The organism is Endozoicomonas sp. ALB091 (assembly GCF_049310265.1).
GTDB lineage: Bacteria > Pseudomonadota > Gammaproteobacteria > Pseudomonadales > Endozoicomonadaceae > Endozoicomonas.
On sequence record NZ_JBLYNQ010000008.1, the window covers coordinates 987,017 to 1,012,024 of the forward strand.

17 protein-coding genes and 1 pseudogene are annotated in these 25,008 nt (G+C 48.4%); 9 read left to right on the plus strand and 9 right to left on the minus strand.

Annotation, left to right across the window (positions count from 1 at the left end):
- Positions 1 to 54 precede the first annotated feature (54 nt).
- From uvrA to ACO6UX_RS20625, 3 genes are all read right to left on the minus strand, one after another.
- Positions 55 to 2,880, minus strand: coding sequence for an excinuclease ABC subunit UvrA (uvrA, locus tag ACO6UX_RS20615; protein WP_422450199.1), 2,826 nt, complete (start codon positions 2,878 to 2,880; stop codon positions 55 to 57).
- A 91-nt stretch (positions 2,881 to 2,971) separates the two neighbouring features.
- On the minus strand, positions 2,972 to 3,553 hold the full coding sequence (locus ACO6UX_RS20620; RefSeq protein ID WP_422450200.1) for a hypothetical protein: 582 nt from the start codon (positions 3,551 to 3,553) through the stop codon (positions 2,972 to 2,974).
- A gap of 586 nt (positions 3,554 to 4,139) precedes the next feature.
- Positions 4,140 to 4,676: a hypothetical protein gene (locus ACO6UX_RS20625; RefSeq protein WP_422450201.1), complete on the minus strand. Its 537-nt coding sequence runs from the start codon at positions 4,674 to 4,676 to the stop codon at positions 4,140 to 4,142.
- Positions 4,677 to 5,290: 614 nt separating this feature from the next.
- Between ACO6UX_RS20625 and ACO6UX_RS20630 the strand changes: the two genes are divergently transcribed.
- The 3 genes from ACO6UX_RS20630 to ACO6UX_RS20640 all read left to right on the plus strand — a co-directional run bounded on the left by ACO6UX_RS20630 (position 5,291) and on the right by ACO6UX_RS20640 (position 8,265).
- Positions 5,291 to 6,634, plus strand: a complete 1,344-nt coding sequence (locus ACO6UX_RS20630) for an MFS transporter (RefSeq protein WP_422450202.1) — start codon at positions 5,291 to 5,293, stop codon at positions 6,632 to 6,634.
- 511 nt (positions 6,635 to 7,145) lie between these two features.
- Positions 7,146 to 7,709: a single-stranded DNA-binding protein gene (ssb, locus tag ACO6UX_RS20635; protein WP_422450203.1), complete on the plus strand. Its 564-nt coding sequence runs from the start codon at positions 7,146 to 7,148 to the stop codon at positions 7,707 to 7,709.
- Complete coding sequence (locus tag ACO6UX_RS20640; protein ID WP_422450204.1) at positions 7,693 to 8,265, plus strand: 5-formyltetrahydrofolate cyclo-ligase; 573 nt, start codon at positions 7,693 to 7,695, stop codon at positions 8,263 to 8,265. Before ssb ends, ACO6UX_RS20640 begins: the two co-directional genes overlap by 17 nt.
- Before the next feature lie 93 nt (positions 8,266 to 8,358).
- Here ACO6UX_RS20640 and ACO6UX_RS20645 read toward each other — a convergent pair whose 3' ends face one another.
- The gene (locus ACO6UX_RS20645) at positions 8,359 to 9,159 is read right to left on the minus strand and encodes a hypothetical protein (RefSeq protein WP_269675406.1); all 801 of its coding nucleotides are present in this window, start codon (positions 9,157 to 9,159) and stop codon (positions 8,359 to 8,361) included.
- Between the two features lie 498 nt (positions 9,160 to 9,657).
- Here ACO6UX_RS20645 and ACO6UX_RS20650 point away from each other — a divergent pair, with 498 nt between their 5' ends.
- The 3 genes from ACO6UX_RS20650 (at position 9,658) to ACO6UX_RS20660 (ending at position 13,891) form a co-directional block, all read left to right on the plus strand.
- Positions 9,658 to 9,801, plus strand: a complete 144-nt coding sequence (locus ACO6UX_RS20650) for a hypothetical protein (protein ID WP_422450205.1) — start codon at positions 9,658 to 9,660, stop codon at positions 9,799 to 9,801.
- 387 nt (positions 9,802 to 10,188) lie between these two features.
- On the plus strand, positions 10,189 to 11,112 hold the full coding sequence (locus ACO6UX_RS20655; RefSeq protein WP_422450206.1) for a hypothetical protein: 924 nt from the start codon (positions 10,189 to 10,191) through the stop codon (positions 11,110 to 11,112).
- Positions 11,113 to 11,329: 217 nt separating this feature from the next.
- Entirely contained in the window at positions 11,330 to 13,891 is a 2,562-nt protein-coding gene (locus ACO6UX_RS20660) for a hypothetical protein (RefSeq protein WP_422450207.1), read from the plus strand.
- A gap of 74 nt (positions 13,892 to 13,965) precedes the next feature.
- Here the strand turns inward: ACO6UX_RS20660 and rep are convergent, their stop codons facing one another.
- Positions 13,966 to 15,978, minus strand: coding sequence for a DNA helicase Rep (rep, locus tag ACO6UX_RS20665; protein ID WP_422450208.1), 2,013 nt, complete (start codon positions 15,976 to 15,978; stop codon positions 13,966 to 13,968).
- Between the two features lie 139 nt (positions 15,979 to 16,117).
- On the minus strand, positions 16,118 to 16,879 hold the full coding sequence (locus ACO6UX_RS20670) for an SDR family oxidoreductase (protein ID WP_422450209.1): 762 nt from the start codon (positions 16,877 to 16,879) through the stop codon (positions 16,118 to 16,120).
- Between the two features lie 280 nt (positions 16,880 to 17,159).
- Between ACO6UX_RS20670 and ACO6UX_RS20675 the strand changes: the two genes are divergently transcribed.
- The gene (locus tag ACO6UX_RS20675; RefSeq protein WP_422450210.1) at positions 17,160 to 17,657 is read left to right on the plus strand and encodes an FxsA family protein; all 498 of its coding nucleotides are present in this window, start codon (positions 17,160 to 17,162) and stop codon (positions 17,655 to 17,657) included.
- A 169-nt stretch (positions 17,658 to 17,826) separates the two neighbouring features.
- On the opposite strand, the gene ACO6UX_RS20680 is transcribed toward ACO6UX_RS20675, so the two are convergent.
- Entirely contained in the window at positions 17,827 to 17,970 is a 144-nt protein-coding gene (locus ACO6UX_RS20680; protein WP_422450211.1) for a hypothetical protein, read from the minus strand.
- A gap of 25 nt (positions 17,971 to 17,995) precedes the next feature.
- Between ACO6UX_RS20680 and ACO6UX_RS20685 the strand changes: the two genes are divergently transcribed.
- Positions 17,996 to 18,289: a co-chaperone GroES gene (locus tag ACO6UX_RS20685; protein WP_101744992.1), complete on the plus strand. Its 294-nt coding sequence runs from the start codon at positions 17,996 to 17,998 to the stop codon at positions 18,287 to 18,289.
- Positions 18,290 to 18,350: 61 nt separating this feature from the next.
- The gene (gene groL, locus ACO6UX_RS20690) at positions 18,351 to 19,994 is read left to right on the plus strand and encodes a chaperonin GroEL (protein WP_101744973.1); all 1,644 of its coding nucleotides are present in this window, start codon (positions 18,351 to 18,353) and stop codon (positions 19,992 to 19,994) included.
- 494 nt (positions 19,995 to 20,488) lie between these two features.
- Here the strand turns inward: groL and ACO6UX_RS20695 are convergent.
- Both ACO6UX_RS20695 and ACO6UX_RS20700 read right to left on the minus strand, forming a co-directional pair.
- A pseudogene (locus tag ACO6UX_RS20695) lies at positions 20,489 to 20,662 on the minus strand (Tn3 family transposase); the annotation flags it as partial.
- A gap of 566 nt (positions 20,663 to 21,228) precedes the next feature.
- The gene (locus tag ACO6UX_RS20700; RefSeq protein ID WP_422450212.1) at positions 21,229 to 24,660 is read right to left on the minus strand and encodes a hypothetical protein; all 3,432 of its coding nucleotides are present in this window, start codon (positions 24,658 to 24,660) and stop codon (positions 21,229 to 21,231) included.
- Between the last annotated feature and the right edge of the window lie 348 nt (positions 24,661 to 25,008).

Genomic DNA, 25,008 nt, shown 5'->3' on the forward strand with positions numbered 1-25,008 from the left:
TTTCTCAATAGGTGCAGATTTGGCTTCTTTTCTGCACCTTAAGATAGTCGCGTGTCAAGCAAGCATCGGTTTCAGGAAGCGGCCGGTATGAGACTCTGGAACATCCGATACGGCTTCCGGGGTGCCAGTGGCAATAATCTGCCCGCCGCCATCACCACCTTCCGGGCCCAGGTCAATAATCCAGTCTGCCGTTTTAATCACATCCAGGTTGTGCTCAATGACGACCACGCTGTTGCCATGATCCCGCAAACGATGAAGGACAGTGAGTAGCTGTTCAATGTCGTGAAAATGGAGCCCGGTGGTGGGCTCGTCCAGTATATAGAGTGTTTTACCGGTATCCCGTTTGGACAGCTCTTTCGCCAGTTTCACCCGCTGGGCTTCACCACCCGACAAGGTGGTAGCGTTCTGCCCGAGATGAATATAGGAAAGCCCTACATCCATCAGGGTTTGCAGTTTGCGCTTGATCGCGGGTATTGGATCGAAATATTGCAGTGCTTCTTCCACGGTCATTTCAAGTACTTCGTGGATGTTCTTGCCTTTGTATTTTACTTCCAGTGTTTCGCGGTTATAACGTTTGCCCTTACAGACATCGCAGGCAACGTAGATATCTGGCAGAAAGTGCATTTCTACTTTGATAACACCGTCTCCCTGGCAGGCCTCGCATCGGCCACCCTTGACATTGAAGCTGAATCGGCCGGGTTTATAGCCCCGTGAACGAGCCTCCTGAGTGCCGGCGAAGAGTTCACGAATGGCGGTAAAAATCCCGGTGTAGGTGGCCGGGTTAGAGCGTGGTGTCCGGCCAATGGGACTCTGGTCAATATCAATGCATTTATCAAAGTGCTGAATGCCGGTCAGCTTTTTATAGGGAGCAGCGGTTAATGTCGTTGCTTTATTGAGCGCTGTGGCGGCCAGTGGATACAGTGTGCCATTGATTAAGGTGGACTTGCCAGAGCCCGAAACGCCGGTAACACAGGTCATTAAACCCACTGGAATTTCCAGTGTGACATGTTTCAGGTTATTGCCGCTGCAACCACTGAGTTTCAGGGTTTTCTTTGCGTCTGCGGATGTTCTGTTGGATGGCACATTGATCCTGCGAATACCTGAGAGGTATTGACCCGTTAAAGAATCCGGGGAGTCCATGATCTGTCCGGGGGTTCCCTGGGCAACGATGGCGCCACCATGAACACCGGCACCGGGGCCAATATCGATCACATGATCTGCGCTGCGAATGGCATCTTCATCATGTTCAACGACGATCACCGTATTACCCAGGTCTCGCAAACGGGTCAGCGTATTCAGAAGACGTTCATTGTCCCGTTGATGCAGCCCGATACTGGGTTCATCAAGAATATACATTACCCCAACCAGACCTGCGCCAATCTGGCTGGCCAGTCGTATTCTCTGGGCCTCACCACCGGAAAGGGTATCCGCACTGCGCTCCAGGGTAAGATAGTTCAGGCCGACATTGACCAGAAAGCTCAGTCGATCGCAGATTTCCTTAAGTACTTTTCTGGCAATCTCGCCACGGCGACCGGGCAGGTCAAGATCCTGAAAATAGACCAGCGCTTTTTCAACGGGTAATTTAACCAGGTCCGGCAGGGTTTCATTCTGGACAAATACATTCCGGGCTTCTTTGCGTAAACGGGTGCCTTTACAGGATGGGCATGGCTGGGTACTGAGGTATTTGGCCAGCTCTTCCCGGACGGACTGGGAGTCGGTGTCCCTGAAACGTCGCTCAAAGTTGGGAATAATGCCTTCAAAAATATGTCGTTTTTTATAGACATCCCCCCGGTCATTGACGTAACTGAAATTGACCTCTTCATCACCGGACCCATGAAGAATAATGGTCTGCTGTTCCGGGCTTAAGTCATCAAACGGGGTGTCAATGCTGAAGCCGTAGTGAGCGGCCAGTGATTTCAGCAAGTGAAAGTAGTAAACGCTGCGCCGGTCCCAACCACGGATTGCGCCTTCTGCCAATGTTAATTCAGGATGCTGTACTATACGATCCTGGTCGAAGAACTGTTTAACACCCAGCCCATCACAAGTGGCGCATGCTCCGGCCGGATTGTTAAAGGAAAAAAGCCGTGGTTCCAGCTCATTGAGGCTGTAACCGCATTCCGGGCAGGCGAAACGGGAAGAGAAGACAATGTCGTCTTTAGCGTCATCATCCATGTAGCTGACAGTAGCAAGGCCATCGGTCAACTCAAGGGCCGTTTCAAACGACTCGGAGAGGCGCAGTTGTAAATCATCACGCACCTTGAAGCGGTCTATGACCACTTCGATGGTGTGCTTCTTCTTTTTATCCAGTTTTGGTGGTGTATCAAGATCCGTAACAATCCCGTTGATTCTGGCACGGATAAAACCGTTGCTTCTCAGTTCGTTGAATACATGGAGGTGTTCACCCTTGCGCCCCCTGACCACCGGGGCCAGCAGCATCAGTTTGGTGCCTTCGGGCAGTGCCAGAACCTGGTCTACCATCTGACTGACGGTTTGAGCTTCCAGGTGCAGGTGGTGTGTCGGGCAGTGTGGAATGCCGACGCGGGCAAACAGTAACCGGAGATAGTCATAGATTTCTGTGATCGTACCGACGGTGGAGCGCGGGTTATGGCTGGTGGATTTCTGCTCAATGGAGATAGCCGGCGAGAGTCCTTCGATATGGTCTACATCGGGCTTTTCCATCATGGATAGAAACTGGCGGGCATAGGCTGACAGGGACTCAACATAACGACGCTGGCCTTCTGCATACAGCGTGTCAAAGGCCAGGGAAGATTTACCGGAACCCGATAGGCCGGTGATTACTATCAGGCTGTCACGGGGCATCTCCAGGTTGATGTTTTTCAGATTGTGTGTACGTGCGCCCTGTACGGTAATCTTTTCCACAGCCTTTTCTCCGTGCCAGTGAGAGAGCCTGTTGGTGGCCTTTCTGCAAGCTGAAAAAGGTCACCAACAGGCTCTGAGAGCAAACGGAGTATTATAAGTAGTCGATCGCCAAGTCTGTAGTAAAAATTGCGACATTCAGCAAAAGCATCCAGAGGTGGCCGTTGAAGTAAAGGCCACCTTTGCTGTTGGTAAAATAGCCGGGGCATCGACAGTCCCATTTCAGTGCGGCTGAATCCAGAGCCAAGGTCAGAATTTGACCGGCATAAGGGTACTCTGAAACTCTGGATATGACGTTGTTCAGTGTGTCGGACCATGCAGTTTCATCATTCTTGAACTCAGATGTTTTGTTGTCAGGGGCTGCGGCACCAGGATTTATATAGGATTGAATATAACGCCAGCCATGATATCCGAGGCTCAGGAGGTAGTAGGTAAAAAAGAAACCTTTGGTCATTAACCTGTCCGGTTTATTGCTGATATCCATTAATTTCCCGCTGCAGGGGCAGGCTTCCTGCTGAGTCCAGAGGATATTTCCCGAGTCCAGGAGTTTGTAGACGTGCACTGCCATATAGGACCACATCAGCAGGTTGCGGGTAGTGAGTAATATCTGCCTGGTTTCATGGTAGGGGCTATGGGAGATCAGAATGACTGACTGATCATTAGGGGCATTTGACATGGGGAGCTTACAGTCTGTGCTTTTCAACGCTTGCAATTTTTCAATGTGGTCGTTACTTGAGATTGTGCAAAGGGTTTCTTTTCCGTGTTCATTAATTGTCATGTAGCTGGCTGACATCGAGAAGCCTGTGGTTTCTTCTTTGATAGTGTCGGACAGACATGGGAGAGAAATGGTAAGCAGCATTGCCGGGATGCATTGAAACCAAAAATTAAACAAATGCCGTGTTATTTTGATAGTTTTATTATTCTTGGCAACGGTGTAGGTGCTTTTTGACATGGATAACGTTTATCCCTCTGGTTTACTCTCCAACCAACGTGCTGGTTTTGAATAGCGTTCTAAAAGGGTACCAACCAAAAGATTAATTTATTTGATTTTGCAGGCTCCTGCGTCAGTCAGGCACTTTAAGTAGTTAACCAAATGAAATCATATTTTCTGACTAAGTGGACAGTCACTCTGCGGCGTTACAACTCCGGTCACATAGCTACGGCTATGCTTCCTGCGTTGTGCCTTGCATAGTAACTGTCCACTTAGCCAGAAATATACGATTCCATTTGGCCAACTACTTATAGAAAATGCCTTGTCCGGTTTATATTGCCATATCAAGGACAAAGTGTAATAAATCCAGACCGAGCATCAGACTGTTTATGTTAAAGCCAAAGTCAGGGGCCTCCAGCCACCACATAATAAGATCTGCACTGATGACCAGGATGTGGCCTCCAAGGCCAAGGCTTTCAGGTTCAACGTTATTACTGTTATCCCGGCCATCAGGATAAAAGTAAGATGAGAGGTGTTTACCAAGGAATGGGTAGAGTGTCTGGTTGGCATTACGGGACAAGCCTACATTATATAGTGCTGAAAAACCCAGGTATTTCAGTGCTTCACCAGGATGAAAAACCACCAGATTGAGGACAGCAAAAGGTAAGGTGCGAGAGATATTGACGGCATGGAGGCCGCTGTTTAACCACATTAAATAGTATTTGGATGTCATCAGGATCGATCTGGGACCAGTGTTTGTTTTTAATGTGACCTCAACATCAATATCAGGGTTATTTCGAAGTGTTTCCAGAGTACAGCCAGCTTTGTGCAGTCTTTCTCGTTCTTCTTGAGTTTCATTCCCGGTCACAATGCAGCTGGTTTCTGTGCCATCACTATTTTGCTTTTTGTAATGTGCCGAAATAGGGGGTTCTGAAACTGATGTATCAGCAGGAATTGCTGTAGTTGCAGCAAGTAAGGGAAAACAAATGACCAATATAAGAAAGATGTTTTTTTTAAAAATATCACTCATTAATTAATCTACTCACGTGAGGATAGCGTACTTATTCCTGATAGTTTCGATGTCAGGCTGCTGCCGCCAGCGGTAAACCAGATCCTGATACGTGTGCTCGGCTGTTGTTTTTGATGATTTTGATGTTTTTGATAGGCACACAACGAATTTTCAAGAGGCTTTGACTTGTATTTATAGTCAGCATGTTAAGGTAGCAACAGTGACATTTTGTCGCAGACGCAAGAGAGTGTTTTTGCCTGACCACCTGACCTGGCGACGATTGCCTGAGTGCCGGGTAAAGCATCAACGGGTCTCATCATCACTGATGATGATTACCCCTGGGCTATAATCCGTGAGCATGCTTTCTGCATAGCATCCGGGATCTGAATCCTGATAGACTTGCGGCGACACTGTTTATCAGTAATTTTATCAGTTATAACCACCAAAAAAATTCAGGACTTTGCTGTTATCCCATGTCATTTGTTGAATTAAAAGCGGCTGTATCCCTTACCCTGGTCTTTGTCTTTCGGATGCTTGGGCTGTTTATGGTACTGCCTGTTCTGGCTCTTTTTGCTGACGATCTTCAGGGAGCTTCGCCCAGTTTGATCGGGGTGGCCATTGGTGCCTATGGGTTCAGCCAGGCCATATTACAGATTCCGTTTGGCTGGCTTTCTGATCGCTGGGGCAGGAAGCCCGTTATTCTGCTGGGACTGTTTATTTTTCTGTTGGGAAGCCTGCTGGCGGCACAGGCTACCACCATCGAGGGGGTGATTGCCGGGCGTATTTTACAGGGGTGTGGTGCCATTGCCGGTGCGGTGACAGCGTTGATGGCTGACCTTACCCGGGATCAGCATCGAACCAAGGCCATGGCCATGATTGGCATGGGCATTGGCCTTGCCTTTGCCATTGCCATGGTACTGGGGCCGGTGGTCAGTGATATCTGGGGGCTGTCCGGACTCTTTATCGCTAATGCCCTGATGGCGGTGGCAGCGATGCTGGTGATTATCCTGCTGGTGCCAACGCCGGTCATTAAACGGCGGGACTTAAACAGTTCTGTTGATCGTCAGGTGTTGCATCAGGTCTTCACTAACCCGGAGTTGCTGAGGCACATTATTGGCATTTTTACCCTCCATTTTGTGTTGATGGCTTTATTTATTTTTATTCCCGAGCTGTTGAGCAAAGATTTTGATCGCTCTGCCCATGGCGGTATTTATCTGGCCGTCCTGGGCCTGTCATTTGTTATGATGATCCCCCTTATTATTTTCAGTGAGCGTCAGCGACTGCTCAAGCAGTGCTACAGCTTCAGCATTGTCATTCTGTTCGTGGCTTTTGCGCTGTTTTATCAAGGCATGCTCAGTGCCACGATGTTGTTGGCTGGCTTATTGATTTTCTTTTTTGGTTTTAATTTTCTGGAAGCCACGCTGCCATCCCTGGTCAGCAAACTCGCACCTGTGGGAACCCGTGGCACTGTCATGGGAGGCTACTCAACCAGTCAGTTTCTGGGGGCTGCCCTGGGCGGCAGCCTTGGGGGCGTTGCCATGGAGTATGGCGGTGTTCCCGCTGTCATAATGCTTTGTACAATTCCCACTGCCCTGTGGTGCTGGTTGTCTGTTACTATGAAGCAACCACCTTATGTGAGTACTATGGTAATGGCCCTGAATCCTGAGCTTGGTGATGTCAGTTCGGTGGGAGAGCGACTTGCTGGTATTGACGGTGTTCAGGAAGTGACTGTGCTTGCCGCTGAGAAAACAGCTTATCTGAAAGTTGATAAGCAGGTACTGAACTGGTCCGAGTTAAGGCAGTTTGGGCAGTGCTAGGAGGCTGTCGGACTTAAGCGTCCGTAGCGAGGATTGCGAGAAATTGAGGATAAAAATTTCTGCTTCTGAGGAGAATAGCCGGGCTATTTGACGAAGAAGCAGGAATTTTTAGACCAATTTATCGCAACCGCAGTAGGACAGTCTTAAGTCCGACAGCCTCCTAGGAGGCTGACCAAGAATAGCGCCCGTAGCGAGGATGGCAGAAAATTGAGGATAAAAAGTCGGAAATTTTTAGTGAATAGTGGTTCTATTTGCTAAAAATTTCCGACTTTTTAGACCAATTTGCTGCCACCGCAGTAGGGCAGTCTATTCTCGGTCAGCCTCCTAGGTTCAGATATTAAACCTGCGGGTTGATACAGAATAAAAACGGGGAACCAGATACAGGGCCTTTGTTTTAATAGAGAATTTTTAATATGGAGTGGTCCTGTAAGGTCACTCCATGGTGTCTTCAATGAATGGACTCTGTTCTTGGAGGCTGTTTGAGTTTGAGTGAATATGGCGGAGAAGCTAAATGGCTCGAGGCGTTAATAAAGTAATACTGATTGGTAATCTGGGTAACGATCCGGATGTACGTTTTACTCCCAATGGCAGTGCCGTTGCCAACCTGAGTCTGGCAACCAGTGAGTCCTGGAAAGATCGTAATACCGGTCAGCAACAGGAGAAAACGGAGTGGCACCGGGTGGTTATTTTCGGCAAGCTGGCTGAGATCGCCCAGCAGTACCTTCGTAAGGGATCAAAAGTCTATATCGAAGGTAAGCTGCAGACACGCAAGTGGCAGGGTCAGGACGGTCAGGATCGGTATACTACCGAGATTGTTGTTGATGGATTCAGTGGCCAGCTGCAGATGCTGGATGGCCGCCAGGAAGGCGCTATGGGTGCTCCGATGGGAGGTGGCTACCAGCAGCAGGCACCGCAACAGCAGCAGTCTTATGCTCCGCAGCAGCCTCAGCAATACGGATCACCACCACAACAACAGCAACAGCATCAACCAGCGCAGTCGCAGCAACCGCAATCAACTCCCCAGCCACAGCCTGCTGGAGGTTTTGACGATTTTGACGATGATATCCCGTTCTGAGTTAAGAACCTCTCTCCGCGAACGCCGCCGGGCATTAAGCGCTGACCAGCAGGTCAGCGCTGGTGTAATGTTGTGTGATATTCTCAGTGCCCGGCCTGAGCTTGCAGATAGCCAGCACATTGCAATTTATATAGCCAGTGATGGTGAAATAAATCCGGACGTTCTCCGTGATTTTCTCTGGAGTTCTGGCAAACAATGTTATCTGCCAGTGATTGGGAGCAATAACAACCTTCTGTTTATTGAATACCTGCCCAACACTCATCTGGTTTTGAATCGTTTTGGAATCCCTGAGCCTTCCTTGCAGGAGGTAGAACCGATTTCACCGGAAAAGCTGGATGTTGCCCTTGTACCTTTAACCGGTTTTGATGAAGCTGGCAGAAGGCTTGGCATGGGTGGAGGCTTCTATGACAGAACATTTGCTTTTACCCGGACTGCAAAAAAGCCAATACTTATCGGCCTTGCCCATGAGTGTCAGAAAGTTGAATCGATTCCTGTAGAACATTGGGATATAGACATGTCTGGTATTGCAACGGACAGTCGCTATTATCCGGTATAATTTGTTCAGGTAAAAACCACCCTGTTTTACTCAGAGGGTGGTGCTGTTTGGATATTGTCAGAGATTAACATTAATCATTTAGAATATCGCGGACTAATAGCTTTCGCAGGCTTCCCCGGGAATACGCATAAGAGCTGGTTTACCGTAGGCAGATGTTAGTGCAGTAATCGTTGATACTTTTGAGTCGGTTCCAGAATTTGTCAGACAGAAAGATACATCATCACCCTTTATGATAGAGGCTTGAGCTTTTCCATAACTGTACAATGTGCATGAGCTTTTCTGGACATTGATAGTAGACGTTTGTCGACCATCAGAAACAGTGACGAATAAGTCAATTGGGTTTTCAGTGATGTATGCGCTTCCTGCCGTTGACCACCCGGTCATCTGCTTAACTAATAACAGGTTGGTGATACCTCTGTTTTTTGGCACAAAAAGATTGTCGCCAATATGCTCAAATTGTGAGTCGTTCTGTATTGATCCCTGATTTACCAGAACGCTGTCGATATAATAGCCATCCTCGGTCGTCAGTGTCATCATGCCACAGACGTAGTCGTTGGCAACGGGCAGTAATCTTAATAGCTGGCTCAGGAAGACGTTGTGGGCAACACGGTTGGAAAGAACGTTGGTAGCACCGAAGTCATAAACCTTTTGCGGGATGTATGACAATACTTTTGTAAAGGGGCTTTCCGGAGCATAGTTTCCGCCACCTATAAGAATGGTCGCATGAGCAGCCAGTTCAAGGAAAGAGAAAGTACCGCTACTGAGAATGGCTGACAAAGAACTCCCGCCTGAATACCCATCCTCAACCCCGACTCTGGTATCGGAAGGGGCTCCCCATGTTGCCGATGTGATTGATAACAATAAAACGATGAATAAACACTTTCCTCTAAACATGCTAACCCCTTATCCGGATGGCTGTTTTAATTAAGAAAAACGGTTCTCTCTAAATAAAGATCAGAACCGAACGGTTGGACAGTAAGCGAGCCTTATTATTCCTAGCTTTAAATATATTTTTTTGAAATATTTCATGACTGTTTATTAATTTAAGCTCGGTAATGGAACTCGCTTACTGCATGGAGAGATACTAAAAGGGATTCTAGAGTAATATTTTATTTCCGCAAAATGGTATGGCTATATAAAAAAATAGATAAATGTTTTTTTTTCATATAAGGGGGTTTTCATAATCAATATATATAAAGCAGTAGTTGTTATATTTCTTGTCAGGTTGTTTTTAATTAGTACTATGGTTTTTATCTTGTAGTTAATAAAATGGTTTTTCTGTGAATCGTTATATAATTTTGCAAATAATCTTTGAGTGATTTTTAATTTATGCGATTTAACCATTATGCAAAAGCAGGCGTGCTTTCTGTTGATGTGGCAAGGCATGCGTTCATGGATCGTCCCGGACTGTTGGCATTGATTCGCCATGTAGCTGGTGGCTTCTTTTATTCCATGGATGAAATTGTCCTGATGGAACACCAGATTAAAGATGCAGCCATGGCAGGTGCCGATGCTATGGAAACGTCAGCTCTGTGAAGGTTGGTCAGATGAAGTCTAAGTAGTTGGCCAAATGGAATCGTATATTTCTGGCTAAGTGGGCAGTTGCTATGCAAGGCGCAACGTAGGGAGCATAGCCGTAGCTATGTGACCGGAGTTGCAACGCCGCAGAGTGACTGACAACTTAGTCAGAAATATATGATTTCATTTGGTTAACTACTTATGATGGCACCAACATAAGATCTACCCCTGTTCTTAATCGCTAACCTTCGTTATCTTAAAGATATTGTCAGGGTGATCGTTCGTTCTTTGGGGCAATTCAGGAGTTGTTGCATTTGAAGAACCGTTGGTTTTGGGATTGCCCTCTGCTCGCATGGCCGGTCGATGCGTGCGACAGTGGATGTTAAAACTCATACAGGGAAGCTAATGATGAAATGGATGACCATCATTGTTTTTATGGTGTTGTTTCTTGTTCCCACAGGAAGGTCAGGAGCGAATTACCCGGGCAAGTTTGCCCAGGTTTCACCGAGAGAGGCCTTGAGTGGTAGAGCAAACGATGCGGTTATCGTCGATAGTCAAAATAGCTGGCTAACCGGGATATTGGTTGGCATCCCTGGCTCCAGAGAATGGGTTAATGGGGTTTTGTGGAGTTCCGGGGAGTTGGCGGTGCATGCAAGTAAAGCGTCGCAGCTTTCGCAGTACCCTTCATTTCAATATTTACTTTCTGTCGAAGCATCGGGTTGGGAGCTTTGGAAGGATCTGGTTGCTACACCAGATGCAGATGTGCTGATTTTTTTCTTTAGAAGTAAAGCTTTCTGGAGCAGTCCTTTCAGTTCCGAAAGTGACTTCATTCTTACGGATATTTCCTCTCTGGCAGAGGATTTTTCCGCTTCTCACTCTTTTAAAACATTCCCGGAAGGGGCTGAAGTTGATTGGGATTATCACAGCAACTGGTTTTATCGTGAGAAAGTCGACAGTGGGCTGGTCACCAGAGTTCAGCGGATAAACAGACGTTTGTTCAGTGATCTTTGTATTATTGATATTCATTTAGGCGGCAATCGACGTGTTGTCAGTTATCGGGATGAATGGATACCCCAACAGAGCTTCCACCATGAATCGGATGAGAAAACTGTAAGTTTGCCCGTAAAAAAACGTGGGGCAGGTAACGACCATCCGTTGGTCCCTGATGTTGGACAGTTTACCACTTATCAGGAAAGTCTTTGCCGCTATGCAGAAGATGCTGCTGCTGCGAATCAGGAGGTGAATATTCTCTATTCGGATTTTTGGGACTCCAGTGAGCACCTGGTCGAAGCAGAGGTTTATAAAATATGGGTTGAAACGACAGAGTAGCTGTTTCGATACCGCCTGTTCAAAGCATAACGTCAGACTGTCAATTTATGAGGTTTTTGCAGCAACAAGCTGAGATTATAAGTTCATTGCTCGCGGGGCTTGTTCAGCCAGATCAATTTAACCCGAGTTAAGTTATCAGTTATACATTTGAACCTTTTTGAGGAATGAGTGTCATAGGGAATAAAAAAGATTTCATGCAGCATGCAGAAGCAATCCGATGCAAAGCCGTTTCAGTCATGGCACAGGCAGTGACACTAGTCCAATTACCAATACTCCGGCAGTTGACCGTGGCAGTGATGGTCAGCGTAATCGCGCCGATCCTGATTCTGGTGAGCGCAGCACCCAGCGACAGGAGCGTACTGAAAACCGTTGTCGTTTAAACGTGTGGCTGGTCGACAGAGTCGCTAACACCCGTCATGAGGTTGCCTCGGCGTCGATTTGCCTGGATGGGGCTGCTGCTGATCAGATTCGCAGCCGTGGTATTAGCATTGTTGCAAGAGTGGTGAATTATTCTGAGCCACCCGGTACTGAAAATGCGGCTTCTGCAACAGCTACGCCACAAGAATCACAGACCGATGTCGTGCAAGCGGCAACAAATCAGGGTAGTGATGGCAATTCTGGGCTTGTATACTGGCTTGACCGCTTTCTGGATATTCCCCTGGATCGGTTTGCGGTACCCGGTAACGACGTTTTGGACATGTTTGCCAACATTAACCTGCAGGTAGATGGTAGCAGGTTGACCGCTGAGGAATTGCGGTCTGCTGGTTTGAAGCGGGTGTTGAACAGGCATGTGGCTGCCTGGCTGGAGAAGAAGCAAGATCGGACCCAGACAACAGGAAAACTGCTGGGCTTGCAAAAACTGATGCATGAGGATATGGCCACCTATTTCCGAAACTGGGTGCTGTTGAAGTGTTATAGCGATATGCTTCGGGGTGAGCCGGTGTCTGAAACTGACCGTCAGCATCTGATACAGGCCCTGAATCAAAGTGTGTTGAATGATTTTGCTGAGTTGACCCGTCAAGCCAGCATGATGATGGATTTTTATTCATTAAGTCTGCTCTATTTTATGGGCGGGTTGCCGTTCTTTGAGGATGGCGCTAACTACCACAAGGGCATTACCTTGCTCGCCTATTGCCCGACAATCATCAAGGAAATGTTTTTTTATTTGTCCCCGGTCAGCTTCTCTCCCTACGATTATGTGCGTTTTGCCCCGGTGAGCTTCACGTCATTGTTTGTCGATCAGCCTAATGTGCCACCACAAACCAAGCTTGGTGCTGCAATGCAGATAATGGTGATGTCTTATTTACAGCAGTTGAACGCTCACTTTCTGGTAGACGAGCGGTATAAAGGCTCACACTGGTTCTCTGACTCAGAGTTAAGTTCTGAACTCTTTCATATAGTCAGGGAATTGATTACAGAATGTCTGTTGTATGCCGGAGGTATGAACGGAAGAAATAAGCCATGCAGGCGTAAAATACTGGAGGTTGACAGGAGGTTTCAATCAGCCGTCGCTCGTGCCCGAAAAGACTACATTCAAGGAGAGGGCGACATTCATGCTTTAGTCACCTGTCTTCTGGCAAGCATCCATCAGCGAGCACATTCTGCATCACCAATGTATAGCTGGAAAGTAGCCAACTTATATCGCAAAGCCGCACAAATGTCCCCTAATCACTGGTCAAGTGCCTATATTTTTTTCCTTAAAGCCCGTAAGTGGGAGTTGGCTGCCGATGCAGCAACTGAATATGCCAGATATTATCTGAAGAAAAGCCCTCTGCTGGCTGAGTATTGGAGGGATACCAGTGAGCGGACCATGGAGTTGTCTGCCTTTTCGGAATCACCAACAGGGCAGGCAGTGGCTTCAGATAAAGACTACGATTTTGACGCAGTTTTACGACAGTTTTCTGAAGAGGTACCAAAGTTTGCCAACCTGCCGGTGGGGCTTGCCCGAAATAAAGGCAGGAAGCGCAATGGTCAAAAAAATGAGTCTGTTAACAAGTCAGAGCATGATGTCATTGAATCCCCGAAGGTGAGTGGAGCTGAGGGTCGCGAGCTGGAGGTGAACAAGCCAGCTCACCAGGAGGTTGCGCCAGTGATCAGGGTGATTCGATCCGGCAGACATCATGCTGCCTGTCCATCGTCTGATTCTCAGGGTTTCCAGGTACAGTCGGCCAGGGGGGCCATAAAGCCATTTGAAAAACTGCTCTCCCGACACTGGAATCCGGTTATTCTGCAAACACTCCGGTGTATCCGGGCGGCCAGGGCCCGTTCGGATATCACCGGCGAGCGGGAGATATACCAGAAGTTGTTGAATCAGCCTCTTTTAAAAACCTGTATTGGCATTGAGCGAATCTGGGAGGAGTGTGCCTGGACGGAGCTACATCAGTTTGATGATTTTTTCCGCTCGGCTATCATTCCCGATGCACCGATGAGACAGAAGGCCAGGCAATGGGTGCTGGATGCCAGAAATAAATTTATTTTGCCGTCACTGATGCATTGTCTGGAACTGGATCAGATTGACCCTGACATCAACCCTGAAGTCATCTGGAATGCTGTGCAGGCAATGCTGAAACAACCGGAAATCGCCGACGACCCTCAGGTCGATGCTGAAATCAGATTCAGACTGCGTTGTCTGTTCAGCTCCATGGGGCATACTTTCAGTCTCTGGGCTATGACTGATTTATCCAAGGCTAACCAACACCGGCAAAGGGCGCAGACATGGTATGGATACAAAAAAATCGATCCGGGTTATGTATGGCTCCTAGAAACAGGCTCAGAGTAAAAGCCTCAAGTCGTTTCTACAGCTACAAAGCAGCAGAAGCAGGGAACCTTGCCCTTCACTTCTGCTTATTTCGGCTATACGCCGATAGACTTGTAAAGCGCATCCAGTCCCATCTTACCCGCCATTTTTTTGGTTTCCTGGCGGGACGATTCATCAAAGCCGGTATACACCAGGTCTTCCTGTGGCAACTCATCCAGGAAGCGGCTGGGCAGCGTATCAATGATCTCGCCAAACTGCTTTCTTTGCCCGGCCAGTGTCATGGTCAGTGATTTCCGGGCCCGGGTAATGCCGACATAAGTAAGGCGACGCTCTTCCTCAATATTATCTTCTTCAATACTGGTTCGGTGAGGCAGCAGCTCTTCCTCCATCCCCATCATAAAAACATGGGGGTACTCAAGACCTTTGGAGGCATGGAGAGTCAGTAACTGAACACGGTCGGCATCTTCCTCTTCCTCATTGCGCTCCAGCATATCCCGCAGAATCAGCCGGGCAATGGCATCGGCAACCGTTCTGTCTTCATCACCCCGTTCCAGGGTTTGCTGCAGGGCATCCACCAGAAACCAGACATTGGCCATGCGCTTTTCAGCCTGTGCTGGCGTTGAGGAGTGCTGCATCAGCCAGTTTTCATAATCGCTATCAGCAATCATTTCACGAACCACCTGCATAGGGTCTTCGCTGGTTTGCAGCCGTCGTGAAACGTCGTCCATCCACCCGGTAAAGCGTCGCAGCCTGTCGACATACTGTGGTGCCAGGTCCTCTGCAAGGGCAGCTTCTTCACAGGCTTTGTACATACTGATGTGGTGTTTGTTGGCGTAGTTGCCCAGTTTCTCCAGTGTCGATGGCCCAATCTCCCGTTTGGGGGTATTCACCACCCGTAGAAAGGCGTTGTCATCATCCTGATTAATCAGCAGGCGAAGGTAGGCCATGATGTCTTTCACTTCTGCCCGGGCAAAGAACGAGGTGCCGCCATTAATGTGGTAAGGAATACCATGGTGCTGAAGTTTCAGCTCCAGCAGCCGCGACTGAAAATTTCCCCGGTAGAGAACAGCATAATCTTTATAGCTGTTATCGTGGCGAAGTTTGTGGGCGATGATCTCTGTGGCAATCCGCTCACACTCCATTTCGTCGTTTCGGCATTTAATCACGCGAATTTCATCCCCAACGCCCATTTCACTCCATAATGTTTTTTCAAACACATGTGGGTTATTGGCAATCAGGGTATTTGCTGCTTTCAGGATCCGGCTGGTGGAACGGTAATTCTGTTCCAGTTTGATCACCTTTAAGCTGGGATAGTCTTCTTTCAGTTGCGCCAGATTTTCCGGTTTGGCTCCGCGCCAGGCATAAATTGACTGGTCATCATCACCCACGACGGTTAACTTACGACGGTCGCCCACCAGTCGCCTGACCAGCTCATACTGGGCACCATTGGTGTCCTGGTACTCATCCACCAGCATATAGTGAACTTTGTCCTGCCAGCGTTGCTGGACCTCCGGATAATGTCTGAATAACTCCACCGGTTTCATGATCAGGTCATCAAAGTCCACTGAGTTATAGGCTTTCAGCATGCGATTGTAGTGCTCATAAACAATCGCTGCCGTCTGCTCCCAGGGCTGTCTGGCCATTTGTAACGCCTGGGCCGGGGAGACCAGATCATTCTTCCAGTTGGAGATACAGTGCTGGATCTGATCCACACCATTATCATCTGCAGACGTGTCCCGCTGCATCAGGTCGGTAATCAGTGATCGGGCATCCTGCTGATCAAAAATCGAAAACCCTGGTTTATAGCCCAGAATCTGGTACTCACGACGGATAATATTCAGGCCGAGATTATGGAACGTAGAAACCGTCAGTCCGGAAGAGGCTTTGCCTTTCACCAGCTTGCCAACCCGCTCTTTCATTTCCCGGGCGGCTTTATTGGTAAAGGTAACGGCCACAATGTTTTTGGCGCTGATACCACACTGTTGAATCAGATAGGCAATTTTGGTGGTAATAACACTGGTTTTACCACTGCCGGCACCGGCCAGTACCAGCAGGGGAGTATCGATGTATTTTACGGCCTCAGCCTGTCGATCATTGAGTCTTTGCACGCGTTCTGTTTCAGGCAAGTCATGGAAATTAAGGATCTCAGTATAACAAGGTTAGGGGAGTGGACGATATGTCTGGTCTTCAGACCAATGCATGGAGGGATTTACTTAACCCGGATATTTCATAAACTGCCCCGAATGTTCAGAGTTTTAACCCACCATCCAGCTCTAAAACCCGCCCATTGTAATAATCATTTTCAAAAATAAAACCAACGGTCCGGGCAATCTCTTCCGGGGTACCCATGCGTCCAACAGGAATGCCCGCGGTTAACCTGGCTTTGGCTTCTGGCTTCATGCCGCCGGTCATTGCGGTTTCAATAACGCCCGGAGCGACAGCTGCACAACGGATGCCGTATTTGGCCAGCTCTTTGGACCAGGTCACGGTCATGGCTGAGACACCGGCTTTGGCTGCGGAGTAGTTGCTTTGTCCAAAGTTCCCTTCACGGGCAATGCTGGCGATATTGACGATGACGCCCTTTGAGCCACTGTCGATCATGCTGGCGGCTACTTCACGGCCGCAGAGGAAGACGCCGGTCAGGTTAACATTGATTACGGACTGCCATTTGTCAAAGGAGAGTTTCTCGGTCACTTTGCCATCTTTGGCTTTGATCAGCAGACCATCTCTGAGAATACCGGCGTTGTTGACCAGGCCATTCAATGGGCCGAGTTCTGCATAGGCTTTCTGAACAGCTGCTTCAACCTGAGCTTCTTCAGCAACATTGGCTGGCAATGCTATCGCGTTAACCCCTTTTGAACGACAGAGTTCCTCTGCCTGATAAAGTTCGGGAGTATCAAGGTCCATAAGACCCATATTGGCACCACGTTCTGCAAACCAGTTGGCTATTGCCAGACCAAGTCCTCTGGCAGCACCGGTGATCAGGATATTTTTATTTTTGATGTTCATTGTTCTTATGCTTTATTGGTAGAAGGTACACTGATTATCCTGAAACGGATGTGAATAAAAGACAATAATTTATCATAAGAGAATCCTCTCTTTGGAGAGCGGGCGGGCTGTACAGAGACCGACTTACCGGTTGTTTTTGATTTATTTGCGAGGCTGGTGTACCCGGGTAAGAAGTTTTTTTCATTAAGGGGCGAGTACAACCTTCCTGCTTCCTGACAACCCTTGAAAAAAAACGACACTGCCTTTATATAGGAGGCTCCAATGATTAACGGGGCCTCTTATGCGCTTCCTCTCTGTGCTATTTATCCTTTTACCCATTCTGGAAATGGTGGTGCTGATTAAAGTGGGCAGTATCATCGGAGCCTGGAATGCGGTTGCCCTGGTTATTCTGTCGGTATTTATTGGCATCGAAGTGATTCGCCGCCAGGGCTTCAGAACCACATTAAGAGCCCGGCAGAAGATGGCGGCAGGCGAACTGCCCGCTATGGAAATGCTGGAAAACCTGGCTATTGCCCTGGGTGGCCTGCTGCTGTTGATCCCCGGTTTTATCACTGATTTTCTGGGGGTATTCCTGTTGATTCCACCGGTTCGTCAGCTGCTGATCCGGCGCTGGCTGAAAGTGAGCGGGGTCAATGTGCAGCAAACCAATATTTATGAGGCTGAGTATCGTCGTGAGCCATCAGGGCATCATGATCAAACCCATCTCAACCACACCATTGATGGGGACTATACCCGGGAAAATGATGATGGCCGTTCCGGAAGCCAAAAGCGCCATTAATTGATAAGCCTTGATTTGCGAGCATATAACGAATTTTTCACTCTTTCTTGAGTTTAGAGCCTCAGTTTTGTGGAAAAGTCAGTTTTTTTTTCATCTGCCTCTTGAAAACTGCGCCAGCTACCCATACTAAGGGGAACACCTGATAAGACTTCGGTAAGGCCTTGAACTTTTAGTTAAGGCCTGTGCCAAAGTAAACTTCATCCCGGGTGCATACCAGGGAGGTTCGGGTAAACCGGGCCATAGTGAAGCGATAGTGCATCGTTTTACTGCCATTACGTTGATAGCGAGCAGCCTGTAAAAGGTTGCACGGCATAAGCAAACTGTTGGAGAAAGAATCGATGAAAATCCGTCCGTTGCGTGATCGCGTGGTCGTTCGTCGTGTCGAAGAAGAAACTACCTCTGCTGGTGGCATCGTACTGCCAGGTTCTGCCGCTGAAAAGCCTAACCAGGGCATTGTGGTTGCAGTCGGCGATGGCGTGTTTCTGGACAATGGTGAAAAGCGTCCTGTTGGCGTTAACGTTGGTGACAAGGTTATCTTCGGCAAGTATGCAGACTCAAACACCGTGAAGATTGACGGTGAAGAGCTGATCATTCTGTCTGAAAGTGACATTTCCGCCGTTCTGGAAGGCTGATTGTCAGGCAATCACACGGTATTTTTCCGATTTCACAAAATAGTGCACAGGGTCACCAACCATGGCAGCTAAACAAGTTAAATTTGGCGACGAAGCTCGCAAAGAAATGCTCAAGGGCGTCAACATCCTGGCTGACGCTGTAAAAGCTACTCTGGGTCCCAAGGGCCGTAACGTTCTGCTGGAGAAGTCTTTTGGCGCGCCTACCATCACTAAAGATGGTGTGTCTGTTGCCAAGGAAATCGAACTGAAAGACAAGTTCCAGAACATGGGTGCCCAGCTGGTTAAGGAAGTGGCTTCCCAGGCTAACGATCAGGCCGGTGACGGTACGACTACGGCGACCGTTCTGGCCCAGTCTATTCTGAACGAAGGTCTTAAGTACGTTGCGGCCGGCATGAATCCAATGGATCTCAAGCGCGGTATCGACAAGGCGGTCATTGCTGTCGTTGAGCAGCTGAAGGCTATGTCTACTCCTTGTGCCGACAGCAAATCCATCGCACAGGTTGGTACTATCTCTGCCAACTCCGATGAACTGGTTGGCCAGATCATCGCCGAAGCCATGGAAAAAGTTGGCAAAGAAGGCGTTATCACTGTTGAAGAAGGCAGCGGTCTGGAAAACGAACTGGAAGTGGTTGAAGGCATGCAGTTCGACCGTGGCTACCTGTCTCCATACTTCATCAACAACCAGGAAAGAATGTCCGCTGAACTGGAAAGCCCATTTATCCTGCTGGTTGACAAGAAAATCTCCAATATCCGCGAACTGCTGCCGGTTCTGGAATCCGTTGCCAAAGCTGGCAAGCCACTGATGATCATCGCTGAAGACGTTGAAGGCGAAGCCCTGGCGACTCTGGTGGTGAACAACATGCGCGGCATCGTGAAAGTCACTGCTGTTAAAGCACCGGGCTTCGGTGACCGTCGCAAGGCCATGCTGCAGGATATTGCTATCCTGACTGGCGCTACGGTTATCTCTGAAGAGGTAGGCCTGTCCCTGGAAACGGCAACTCTGGATGATCTGGGTACTGCCAAGCGTGTACAGATTACCAAAGAAGACACCACCATCGTTGACGGCGCTGGCGTTCAGGCTGACATCGTTGCCCGTGTTGAGCAGATCCGTGCCGAGATCGAAAACTCTTCTTCTGACTACGACAAAGAGAAGCTGCAAGAGCGCGTAGCCAAGCTGGCTGGCGGTGTTGCCGTTGTTAAGGTAGGCGCCGCTACCGAAGTTGAGATGAAAGAGAAGAAAGCCCGCGTTGAAGATGCCCTGCACGCTACCCGTGCTGCGGTTGAAGAAGGCGTGGTTGCCGGTGGTGGTGTAGCCCTGGTTCGCGCCCTGTCTGCCATCAACGTTGAAACCATTAACGCTGAGCAGCGTGCCGGTGTTGAGCTGATCCTGCGTGCACTGGAAGGCCCGATCCGTCAGATCGCTACCAACTCTGGTGACGAAGCTTCTGTGGTTGTTGACAAGGTTAAGGCGGGTTCAGGTAACTTCGGTTACAACGCTGCTACCGGTGAATACGGCGACATGATCGAAATGGGTATTCTGGATCCAGCCAAGGTTACCCGTTCTGCCCTGCAGGCTGCAGCTTCTGTTGCAGGCTTGATGATCACTACTGCTGCCATGGTTGCTGATGAGCCACAGGACGACGCGCCAGCTATGCCTGATATGGGCGGCATGGGCGGTATGGGTGGCATGGGCGGCATGATGTGATACGACGAGAGTCGTGCAGGTAGCTAGCCTGAATGTGCTACACCGCAAGCGACCACTCACTTATCGAGTGTTTGGTCGTTCCACCTCCAGTAGAAAATAGCATGTCAATCTAACCTGTATCCGGTCTGAATCATGACCGGATAGCGGCCTCTCTCTTATAAAAAACCTGTCCTCAGAGTTCATGCACTCACTGGGTTGTTTCGGGTGTCGGAGGACATTAAACCCACTTTCACCACCAAAATAACGTAATCATTTGATTTTGAACCATATATTCTATTCGAATATATGGTTGGCACGATATTTAATCGTTTAAAATCAAAATGTTACCAAGGGGTGGTGAAGGTCGGATTAAAGTTTGGTAAGTGACATTATAGTTTGGTAAAAACTGAGTCTTCTGCTAACTTGGGTGGATAACAGGGGTCACGCCATAGAAAGGAAAAAATCCTTGGTAATCATGGGATGAAGCTTATCCATTATCACTATAAATCATCATTTATTAGGTCTTCTGTCAAACTGATATGCTCCCACCCTAGGGGAGATAGATAGCTCAGGTACTCTTCAGGCACTTTTTTCTGCTTTTTCACTTTAGTAATAGCTTCTTCAAGGTGAACAGTGTTCCAGAGAATAATGACGGCAACGACCAGATTAAGGCCAGATACCCTGTGCTTGCCAGAATGTTCTGGCCGCTTCAGGGCTGCTCACGGCTGCTCAGGGCTGAGAGCGCTCCAGGCTTCAAGCTGGTCGAGGAAGTGCGTTGTGTCAGGTTGTCCATCGCATCCGGTCCCGGGAACCTTGTGCATATGAAGCATCACGATATAGAGCGCATTCATCGCCAGTCCTTCCAGGCGGGGAAGCGCATCCTTGTCGTGATGCCATTGCCATGCAGCTGACTCCAGTGCAAATTGTTCCACCTCACTGGCGGTCAGATCTTTAATCTTGCATATGCAAAGGAAGACCTGATACCTAATTTTCTAAACGACCGTCTTCATTTCAAGTGCTTCCGGCGTTCTTCCAGAGCCAGTTGATGGGTCAGCTAAAGCGGCCAGTTGATATTGTGTCCGCTGGAAAGACAGCGGATGTCTGAGTGATTGTGAAAAGCTTGTCCTGTTGATAATAACGGATTTGCCTCCCTGATGGCCCTGTAGCTGGCATAAGCGCAAAGGCCGTACGTGGCGGCTCCCACTGTCAAGACAACGGGTATAGCGTACAAGGCATCATAGGCTGAGAGTTCGTTTTAGGAGTCGGCGGAGGATTCCAAATCACTGCCAGTTACAGGAATGGTTGGTGAAGGCATGGTTGTTTGTGCAAGCGTTGAGTAGTGTCCCGTTGCCAGGGTTTGTCCAGGCATTGGGGTTTGTGGTGCCGTTGTATAAGCAGACCACCCAGCTGAGGATTCCAATTCAATATCGGTAGTATTAGCCACAGGAACGGTGGGTGAAGGCAGGGTTGTTTGTGCTAGCGTTGTGTTTGATCTCGGTACCGGGGTTTGTCCAGGCATTGGGGTTTGTGGTGCCGTTGTATAAGCAGACCATCCAGCTGAGGATTCCAATTCAATATCGGTAGTATTAGCTACAGGAACGGTGGGTGAAGGCAGGATTGTTTGTGCTAGCGTTGTGTTTGATCTCGGTACCGGGGTTTGTCCGGGCATTGGGGTTTGTGGTGCCGTTGTATAAGCAGACCACCCAGCTGAGGATTCCAATTCAATATCGGTAGTATTAGCCACAGGAACGGTGGGTGAAGGCAGGGTTGTTTGTGCTAGCGTTGTGTTTGATCTCGGTACCGGGGTTTGTCCAGGCATTGGGGTTTGTGGTGCCGTTGTATAAGCAGACCACCCAGCTGAGGATTCCAATTCAATATCGGTAGTATTAGCCACAGGAACGGTGGGTGAAGGCAGGGTTGTTTGTGCTAGCGTTGTGTTTGATCTCGGTACCGGGGTTTGTCCAGGCATTGGGGTTTGTGGTGCCGTTGTATAAGCAGACCATCCAGCTGAGGATTCCAATTCAATATCGGTAGTATTAGCTACAGGAACGGTGGGTGAAGGCAGGATTGTTTGTGCTAGCGTTGTGTTTGATCTCGGTACCGGGGTTTGTCCGGGCATTGGGGTTTGTGGTGCCGTTGTATAAGCAGACCACCCAGCTGAGGATTCCAATTCAATATCGGTAGTATTAGCCACAGGAACGGTGGGTGAAGGCAGGGTTGTTTGTGCTAGCGTTGTGTTTGATCTCGGTACCGGGGTTTGTCCAGGCATTGGGGTTTGTGGTGCCGTTGTATAAGCAGACCACCCAGCTGAGGATTCCAATTCAATATCGGTAGTATTAGCCACAGGAACGGTGGGTGAAGGCAGGGTTGTTTGTGCTAGCGTTGTGTTTGATCTCGGTACCGGGGTTTGTCCAGGCATTGGGGTTTGTGGTGCCGTTGTATAAGCAGACCATCCAGCTGAGGATTCCAATTCAATATCGGTAGTATTAGCTACAGGAACGGTGGGTGAAGGCAGGATTGTTTGTGCTAGCGTTGTGTTTGATCTCGGTACCGGGGTTTGTCCGGGCATTGGGGTTTGTGGTGCCGTTGTATAAGCAGACCACCCAGCTGAGGATTCCAATTCAATATCGGTAGTATTAGCCACAGGAACGGTGGGTGAAGGCAGGGTTGTTTGTGCTAGCGTTGTGTTTGATCTCGGTACCGGGGTTTGTCCAGGCATTGGGGTTTGTGGTGCCGTTGTATAAGCAGACCATCCAGCTGAGGATTCCAATTCAATATCGGTAGTATTAGCCACAGGAACGGTGGGTGAAGGCAGGGTTGTTTGTGCTAGCGTTGTGTTTGATCTCGGTACCGGGGTTTGTCCAGGCATTGGGGTTTGTGGTGCCGTTGTATCAGCAGACCATCTGGCTGAGGATTCCAATTCAATATTGGTAGTATTAGCTACAGGAACGATGGGTGAAGGCGTTGTTGTTTCTACAAGGGTTGTAGTTCCTGCAGATTTTTTTTCAAGATTGCATATCCCCGGCCGCTCATCTGATTCATCTTCATCTTCATCCTTACAATCGATGTGTCCATCACATTTCCAAGCAGCGGAAATACATTTGCCGTTGTCACAGATAAAGCGTTCTAATTCCTCACATTTGGCTTGTGTACATAACTCCGATTTCTCATCTGATGCATCTATGCAATCAATAGACCCATCACATCGTGGATCATCGGTTTTAAAGTCATAGTGAACGTTGGCACATTGGCCGTTGTCGCAGAGGAAAGGACGTTTCAGCTCGATGCATTTGTCTTGCGTGCAGGAACCCTCATCCGAATTATCACCGCAATCATCCCACTTATCGCATTGCAACTTGGCTTCAATACATTTACCGTTGTCGCAGTGGAAAGAACGTTCTAACCTGCTACATATGTCCTGGGTACAATTCTCATCAGTGCCATCGTCACACTCGTTACTCCCATCACATAGCATTTTGCGTTCAATGTTGATACATTGGCCGTTGTTGCAGCGAAAAGGGCGTTCCAGCACCAGGCATTTGACCGGTGTGCAGAACTCCGGCTTCTCATCAGAGCCATCAGGACAATCTTCATTCCCATCACATAGATTAGCGGTGCCGATGTTGATACATTGGCCGTTATCACAGGGGAAAGGACGTTCCAGCTCAATACATTTGTCCTTTGTGCAAAACTCCGGATTCTCATCAGAACCATCGCGACAATCAATACTCCCATCACATTGCCTGTCGGTGTTAATGTTGATACATTGGCCATTGCCGCAGCGGTGAGGGCGCCACAGTTCGATACATTTGTCCTTTGTACATAATTCCGGCTTCTCATCAGAGCCATCGCGGCAATCGTTTCTCCCATCACACTGATTAGCGATATCAAGGTTGATGCATTGTCCGTTGTCGCAGCGGAAAGGACGTTCTAGCTCGGTACATTTGGCCTGAGTGCACAACTCCGGCTTCTCATCAGAACCATCACTACAATTTCCTTCCGACCGATCAGTATTCCCATCACATTGACGATGGCTTTCAATACATTGGCCGTTGTTGCAGCGAAAAGGTCGACCCAGCTCGGTACATTTTTTCTGTGTGCATTCCCACTCATCCGAGCCATCACGGCAATTACCTAACCCAATTACATTACTCCCATCACATTGACGATTTCTTTCAATACATTGGCCGTTGTTGCAGCGAAAAGGTCGACCTAACTTGATACATTTTTCTGGTGTGCACCCCTGCTCATCCAAGCCATCTCTACAATTTTCAACCCCATTACATCGCTCAAAGTCAAGCTTGCATTTGTCTTTATCGCAGCGGAATTGACCGGACCGACATGCCACCGACGGCTGTAACTGATTATTTATCACCGCCAGCGTAAACAGCAGTGTCGGTTTAAGCCCTGGCATCATTGCACCGATATACGGTGAACTCACTATCTGGTTGAAAGCAAAACCCGCTGCAACGCGCCCCAGTCTCTTTCCGACCTGCAAGGCACAATCGGCCAGCGGTCTTATTCCATAGCCAACAATCGGTTTGGGCTCCGGCTTTTGCGCCTGGTCATTACGACATTGGGTGCGTGCCTGGCAGAAAGTTATACCGCCACCCTTGTCAGGCTCCTGTTGGCAGGAAGCCATTATCTGTGAGCTGATACTTTTTGAGAGGGAAGACGTAATTTGCATTTATTCGAATCCAATTAAATTGATGGTTTCTTCAGCCGCACGGACCTATCACAAAATGTCCTGCTACTGAGAGGCTGTCTGAGCAAAAATCAGGGGGGCAGATCTTTAATCTTGCATGCACAAAGAAAGACCTGACCCATAAGTTGAAGTTGTATAAGTTGAAGTTGTAAGTTGAAGTTGAAGTTGAAGTTGAAGTTGCTAATAATTGACACATAATTTCCACACAAACCGAATCAAACTATTTACTGTGACTATTAATAAAACCCACTTTCACCACCAAAATAACGTAATCATTTGATTTTGAACCATATATTCTATTCGAATATATGGTTGGCACGATATTTAATC

What these genes read in the sequence shown, in the direction of transcription:
- ACO6UX_RS20620 (WP_422450200.1), bottom strand. Translation starts at nt 3,553, where the DNA reads ATGTCAAATGCCCCTAATGATCAGTCAGTCATTCTGATCTCCCATAGC.
- ACO6UX_RS20630 (WP_422450202.1), top strand. Translation starts at nt 5,291, where the DNA reads ATGTCATTTGTTGAATTAAAAGCGGCTGTATCCCTTACCCTGGTCTTT.
- ssb (WP_422450203.1), top strand. Translation starts at nt 7,146, where the DNA reads ATGGCTCGAGGCGTTAATAAAGTAATACTGATTGGTAATCTGGGTAAC.
- ACO6UX_RS20640 (WP_422450204.1), top strand. Translation starts at nt 7,693, where the DNA reads ATGATATCCCGTTCTGAGTTAAGAACCTCTCTCCGCGAACGCCGCCGG.
- ACO6UX_RS20645 (WP_269675406.1), bottom strand. Translation starts at nt 9,159, where the DNA reads ATGTTTAGAGGAAAGTGTTTATTCATCGTTTTATTGTTATCAATCACA.
- ACO6UX_RS20650 (WP_422450205.1), top strand. Translation starts at nt 9,658, where the DNA reads ATGGATCGTCCCGGACTGTTGGCATTGATTCGCCATGTAGCTGGTGGC.
- ACO6UX_RS20655 (WP_422450206.1), top strand. Translation starts at nt 10,189, where the DNA reads ATGATGAAATGGATGACCATCATTGTTTTTATGGTGTTGTTTCTTGTT.
- ACO6UX_RS20660 (WP_422450207.1), top strand. Translation starts at nt 11,330, where the DNA reads ATGCAAAGCCGTTTCAGTCATGGCACAGGCAGTGACACTAGTCCAATT.
- ACO6UX_RS20670 (WP_422450209.1), bottom strand. Translation starts at nt 16,879, where the DNA reads ATGAACATCAAAAATAAAAATATCCTGATCACCGGTGCTGCCAGAGGA.
- ACO6UX_RS20675 (WP_422450210.1), top strand. Translation starts at nt 17,160, where the DNA reads ATGCGCTTCCTCTCTGTGCTATTTATCCTTTTACCCATTCTGGAAATG.
- ACO6UX_RS20680 (WP_422450211.1), bottom strand. Translation starts at nt 17,970, where the DNA reads ATGCCGTGCAACCTTTTACAGGCTGCTCGCTATCAACGTAATGGCAGT.
- ACO6UX_RS20685 (WP_101744992.1), top strand. Translation starts at nt 17,996, where the DNA reads ATGAAAATCCGTCCGTTGCGTGATCGCGTGGTCGTTCGTCGTGTCGAA.
- groL (WP_101744973.1), top strand. Translation starts at nt 18,351, where the DNA reads ATGGCAGCTAAACAAGTTAAATTTGGCGACGAAGCTCGCAAAGAAATG.
- ACO6UX_RS20700 (WP_422450212.1), bottom strand. Translation starts at nt 24,660, where the DNA reads ATGCAAATTACGTCTTCCCTCTCAAAAAGTATCAGCTCACAGATAATG.